The organism is Ursidibacter arcticus, from assembly GCF_009761375.1.
GTDB lineage: Bacteria > Pseudomonadota > Gammaproteobacteria > Enterobacterales > Pasteurellaceae > Ursidibacter > Ursidibacter arcticus.
This window is the reverse complement of record NZ_LEKM01000120.1, coordinates 1-5,290: the sequence shown is the minus strand read 5'-3', so window position 1 is coordinate 5,290 and position 5,290 is coordinate 1. Positions and strand designations below refer to the sequence as shown.

Below are 5,290 nucleotides of genomic sequence, written 5' to 3'. Positions count from 1 at the left end.
AACGACAAATAGGCTTGAAGGATTATTTAGTGAACTAAAACGAAAATTAAATAATCACAATGGATTAAGCAAAAAACGTAAGGTTATGTTTATAAAGGATTTTTTGAATAAGAAAAGCAATTAACGATCAAAAATATAATGGAGATCCCACACTTTTGTCCACTTGAAAAGAAAATGGACAAAAATCCCACATTTTTGTCCATTACACCGTAATGGACAGATGTGTAGAAAAAAGCACTTTGGAGCCTTATGCTATAACTCTTTAACCCACTTTTTAGCAATCATTTTGTCTATTACACCTGGTATTGTCAAATTGCGGTGCAAGTGGAGTCTAGTGTAGACTAGGTCTGTTCTTCTAAATCCCCACAAAAACCAACACTTTCTTACATTTTCGGCACAAATACTGGCGGTTTTGTCGCAAAATTGCATTATGTCTGCGGATAGAGAGTTGATGTGTTTGGCACTCACAACGGTAGCTAAATCGTTCTCCTTGTACGCTAGTTGTGTCAAAGCAGTGGTAGGTTTCAGCAGGAACGCCTAATACGGTTTCCATCACCATTTTCCACTCTTTCCCGTGGGGCTGAACACGCCCGAATTGTTGATAAACCAGTAAATGTGCCAGTTCGTGTGGCACAACTTGTTGTATAAATGTGTCGCCATTTTCTTGTAGCAGAATCGGATTTAGGCGGATCTCATTTTGTTGTAGATAGGCAACGCCCGCTTTCATTCCTTTAACGTCATAATTGACAGTTGGGGGCAGAAAACTTTTATTGAAGTAGCAGTTTGCCTTATCCAAATCTCGCTTTAGCTGGCGTTGGACTTGCATTTTTAAATGACGAATCGACATCATTAACGTGGGCAATCCATTACCGACCACTGTTTGTCATAACAGATATATAGCTCATTTTTACTTGCCCCTAAATAAGCGTTTTTAAGCTGAGGGTTATATTTTTTCATCCATTGGAATAATTCTTTACGCGATAGATCTTGTGCGGGCAAGTTCAAGCTACGGAATAACTCACGTTGTTTAGCAAAATAGCTTTCAGCGTCATTAAAAGCACAAGCACCGTGTTTCTCCCATTGTCCTTGCAAAAGAGATGCACCAGGTGATTCTGGTAAATATTGTTTAATCAATGTTTCAGGTAGTTTCGCTAAGTCGCCTTTACAAAAACGAGGGTGGTCGGCAGGCGATTTGGCTTGTGCATTTTGTGGCCATAAACCGTGAATAACCCAGCCGAATTGTGCCTTATCATTACATTGATATTGCAAATGTTTTGGAACATTCCCGCTGTTTTTCTGTTTTTGTAGTTCGCAAAATTCAGGCGACCAAGAGAGAGCAAGCATATAGTAATCAACAGGTACATTACGATTTTGCCCTAAATGATCATTTGCCATTACGGTATCATATTGCCCCAAATCGTTAGGTAATGGTTGTTGGGGCTGTGTTTGTGTATTGGAGCTAGGCGTTACAGATTTCTTCTCATTATTTCGCCAAGTAAAGATGGCAAAAATGACAATAATGATTAAAAAAATCAGCTGATTAAGTTTGCGGTTCTTATTGGTTTGTGTTTTTTTCATTTTAAGTAAACTGGGCTGATAAAATGCGTACTATACCGAAAAGATACTGCCTTGCAAGCGGTAAGATTAGTCTAATATTTTGCAAAATATATCTTACAACTAAATTGTTATTACATATGGTTATATAAAATACCTAATGTTTCCTTAACTTTTTATAAGAAATCAGTATTCTGTGTGCAACTCAACAACGCTTTAATAAAGAAGGAAATGATTATGACTATTTATGCAGACAACTCAGAAACAATTGGTAACACTCCCCTTGTTCGCTTAAAAAATTTCGGGCATAACGGTAACCTTTTAGCAAAAGTGGAAGCTCGTAACCCAAGTTTTAGCGTGAAATGCCGTATTGGTGCAAATATGGTATGGCAAGCAGAAAAAGATGGCATTTTAACTAAAGATAAAGAAATTATTGATGCAACAAGTGGTAACACAGGGATTGCATTAGCTTATGTAGCCGCTGCTCGTGGTTATAAATTAACATTAACAATGCCTGAGACAATGAGTATTGAACGTCGTCGCTTATTGCGTGGTCTAGGGGCAACCTTAGTACTAACTGAGGGTGCAAAAGGAATGAAAGGAGCGATTGCTAAGGCAGAAGAGATTTTAGCGAGCGATCCAAACCGCTATGTAATGCTCAAACAGTTTGAGAACCCAGCAAACCCTGCGATTCACGAACAGACAACAGGTCCTGAAATTTGGGACGCAACGGAAGGGAACGTTGATGTATTTGTCGCTGGTGTTGGTACAGGCGGTACTATTACAGGGGTTAGCCGTTATATTAAACAACAAAAAGGCAAACAAATTGTGAGTGTTGCTGTTGAGCCGAAAGAATCTCCAGTAATTACACAAACTTTAAATGGCGAAGAAGTTAAACCAGGTCCTCATAAAATTCAAGGTATCGGTGCGGGCTTTATTCCTAAGAACTTAGATTTAAGCTTAATTGACCGTGTTGAGCAAGTGGATAGTGAAACTGCGATTGAAACTGCTCGCCGAGTGCTTGCAGAAGAAGGGATCTTAGTTGGTATCTCATCAGGTGCAGCAGTAGCGGCAGCAGATCGTTTAGCAAAATCACCTGAATTTGCGGATAAAACCGTTGTGGTAATCTTACCATCAGCTTCTGAGCGTTATCTCAGTACCTTATTGTTTGAAGGTATTGAAGCCTAATTAGTGGATAGATAAAAGAGCGGTGATGATTTGGTAGAGTAATTTGCAAAATTACTGGCAGATCTTACCGCTTATCGTACCGATAAACCCATTCTTGAAAATGAAAATCTTCAATCGTGCGATACATCGCAATTTGAGTATTATAAAAACCTTGTCTTTCATAAAACTGACGAGCATTGGTATTTTTATCCGCCACCTTTAGATAAACACTTGAAGTAAGCTGTTTCAGCGCGTAATGCAGTAAACTTTTTCCAATTTGTTGGCGTTGGTGATTGGGTAACACATTTAATGCATAAATTTCATTAGCTATCTGTAATTTAGGATCTCTTGCCTGTCCGAAACTAATCATTGCGAGAAGAGCATTTTCAGTTTCCGCAACAATAATTGGTGTAGTACCTAGAGATAAGGTATATTCAAACCCTTGTTGCCACTGGGTGTCGGTAAGATTATCTAAAAATGATGATGGGAAAATACCTTGATAGGTACTTTGCCAGACTTGTGTTAATAGTTTACTTAATGCTGCCGCATCTTTTACTGTTGCTTGTCGTAATTGCATAATATTGTTCTCACTATGAGCAGTAATTTTGTTTATAGCAAATAGCTATTATATTCGTCAAACATTCTATAAATTCATTTTTAACTTATAAATTATGCTTGCCTTTATATTCATTTTAGATAAAATGCGTTTAAATTTTTAAACACTTAATCTTAACGTTAGTAGCCTAAATTATGCCTAAACAGACAATGGATTTAATGCGAAGCTGTATTCCGATTTTTTCAGTATTAAGCGATGAAAATCGCCATAAAATTTTACAGCTTCTGCTTGAACAAGGAAAAATGAATGTAAATGATATTACTAGCCACTTACATCTCTCTCGTCCTGCTGTTTCGCATCATTTAAAAATAATGTTAGATGCTAAAGCTGTAAATGTAGAGCAGATCGGTAAAGAGCGTTTTTATGCAATCGCAATGGCAGATGCAACAGAACAATTACGATTACTTGTTGAAAAATTGATCGAACATTGTCCTAATAGACAAGGTAAATAATAAATTGATGCCTATGTGTTGCTCACATAGGTTTTTTAAAACTCAAATTGGTTTAAATTATTAAACTTATAAACATAAAGGAAAGTACTGTATGACATTACAATTAAGCCAACCACTTACTTTACCGAACGGTAAAGTGATCAAAAATCGTTTTTTTAAAGGTGCGATGAGCGAGCAATTAGCTAATGAACACGCCCCTAGTTCAGCGTTAGTTAATCTCTATGACCGTTGGGCTAAAGGCGGTGCAGGGGTATTAGTAACGGGAAATGTAATGATTGATCGTACCGCTTTAGGTGGACCTAAAGATGTTGTTATTGAAGATGAACGTGATCTTGCAATGTTACGACAATGGGCAAAAGTGGGGACACAAAACAATACAATTCTGCTTATGCAAATTAACCACCCGGGTAAACAATCTCCCAAAGATCTTGCAAAACAACCTGTTGCCCCTAGTGCGATTGGGTTAACAGGCAGTATTGGCAAGTTTTTTAACCCACCAAGAGCTTTAACCGAAACCGAAATTGAACAGCTCATTGAGCGTTTCGCGACTACCGCAGTTATTGCTGAGAAAGCTGGTTTTTCAGGTGTACAAATTCATTCTGCACACGGTTATCTTATTAGCCAGTTTTTATCGCCATTACATAATCAACGCCAAGATCAATGGGGCGGTAGCTTAGAAAACCGTATGCGTTTTCTTGTTGAAGTCTATCGACAAATTCGTGAACGTACAGAGAGTGAGTTTATTATTTCTGTCAAACTAAACTCGGCTGATTTCCAACGTGGCGGTTTTAGCGAAGAAGATTCTGTCAAAGTTGTAGAAAAATTAGTTGAGCTTGGGGTGGATCATATTGAAATTTCAGGTGGAAACTATGAAAGCCCTGCAATGTTAGAAGGGGTTAAAGCAAGTACCTTGAAACGAGAAGCCTACTTCTTAGACTACGCAGAAAAAGTACGCAATGTTTGCCCGATTCCTTTAACGATTACTGGTGGATTCCGTTCAACTAAAGCAATGGAAGACGCTCTTGCAAGTGGGCAGGTTGATTTAATTGGTTTAGCAAAACCTTTTGCTATTTTACCTGATTTGCCTAATCAGATTTTTGAAAACCGTTATCAAACTCTTAACCTTAAACCTGTTCGCACAGGGGTAAAAAAACTTGATGATGTGATTGGCTCAACACTCGAAATGGCGTGGTATTTTTACCAAATGGAACGATTAAGCCAAGGACTAGATGCAAACCCAGCATACAGTGCTTGGAAGTTATTTTTCCGTATCTTGTGGCAACAAGGAAAAAATGGTTTTCGCAAAGAAAGAGCATAATTCATTTATGCCCAGATTATTGACAAAGTCTTTTTTCATTCGGACGCCAGCGTGGCGTCCCTACAAGGAAAGTTATAACCAATTGAAAAATAACAGATTTTATTTTGTTATGTAGGGACGCCACGCTGGCGTCCGTTAATTGGATACAACAAATTGGGGTTTGTCATCAGTCTGCAGTTTTAT

6 protein-coding genes and 1 pseudogene are annotated in these 5,290 nt (G+C 38.1%); 4 read left to right on the top strand and 3 right to left on the bottom strand.

Going from position 1 to position 5,290, the window contains the following annotated elements; genetic code table 11:
* Nucleotides 1-124: pseudogene (locus A1D25_RS11060) on the top strand (IS256 family transposase, variant Zn-binding type); the annotation flags it as partial.
* Nucleotides 125-355: 231 nt separating this feature from the next.
* Here A1D25_RS11060 and A1D25_RS04745 read toward each other — a convergent pair.
* The gene (locus tag A1D25_RS04745; RefSeq protein WP_205420577.1) at nucleotides 356-850 is read right to left on the bottom strand and encodes a SprT family zinc-dependent metalloprotease; all 495 of its coding nucleotides are present in this window, start codon (nucleotides 848-850) and stop codon (nucleotides 356-358) included.
* The gene (locus A1D25_RS04740; protein WP_157394551.1) at nucleotides 850-1,578 is read right to left on the bottom strand and encodes a ribonuclease T2 family protein; all 729 of its coding nucleotides are present in this window, start codon (nucleotides 1,576-1,578) and stop codon (nucleotides 850-852) included. The genes A1D25_RS04745 and A1D25_RS04740 overlap by 1 nt, the downstream gene beginning before the upstream one ends.
* Nucleotides 1,579-1,791: 213 nt before the next feature.
* Here A1D25_RS04740 and cysK point away from each other — a divergent pair, with 213 nt between their 5' ends.
* Nucleotides 1,792-2,742 carry a cysteine synthase A gene (gene cysK, locus A1D25_RS04735; protein WP_157394550.1) on the top strand — a complete coding sequence of 317 codons (951 nt, stop codon included), beginning with the start codon at nucleotides 1,792-1,794 and terminating at the stop codon, nucleotides 2,740-2,742.
* Nucleotides 2,743-2,806: 64 nt separating this feature from the next.
* Here the strand turns inward: cysK and A1D25_RS04730 are convergent, their stop codons facing one another.
* Nucleotides 2,807-3,298 (bottom strand): GNAT family N-acetyltransferase, encoded by a 492-nt coding sequence (locus A1D25_RS04730; protein WP_157394549.1) that lies wholly within the window; start codon nucleotides 3,296-3,298, stop codon nucleotides 2,807-2,809.
* Between the two features lie 173 nt (nucleotides 3,299-3,471).
* Between A1D25_RS04730 and A1D25_RS04725 the strand changes: the two genes are divergently transcribed.
* The gene (locus tag A1D25_RS04725) at nucleotides 3,472-3,789 is read left to right on the top strand and encodes an ArsR/SmtB family transcription factor (RefSeq protein WP_157394548.1); all 318 of its coding nucleotides are present in this window, start codon (nucleotides 3,472-3,474) and stop codon (nucleotides 3,787-3,789) included.
* Between the two features lie 91 nt (nucleotides 3,790-3,880).
* On the top strand, nucleotides 3,881-5,107 hold the full coding sequence (locus A1D25_RS04720; protein ID WP_157394547.1) for an NADH:flavin oxidoreductase/NADH oxidase family protein: 1,227 nt from the start codon (nucleotides 3,881-3,883) through the stop codon (nucleotides 5,105-5,107).
* Nucleotides 5,108-5,290 lie beyond the last annotated feature (183 nt).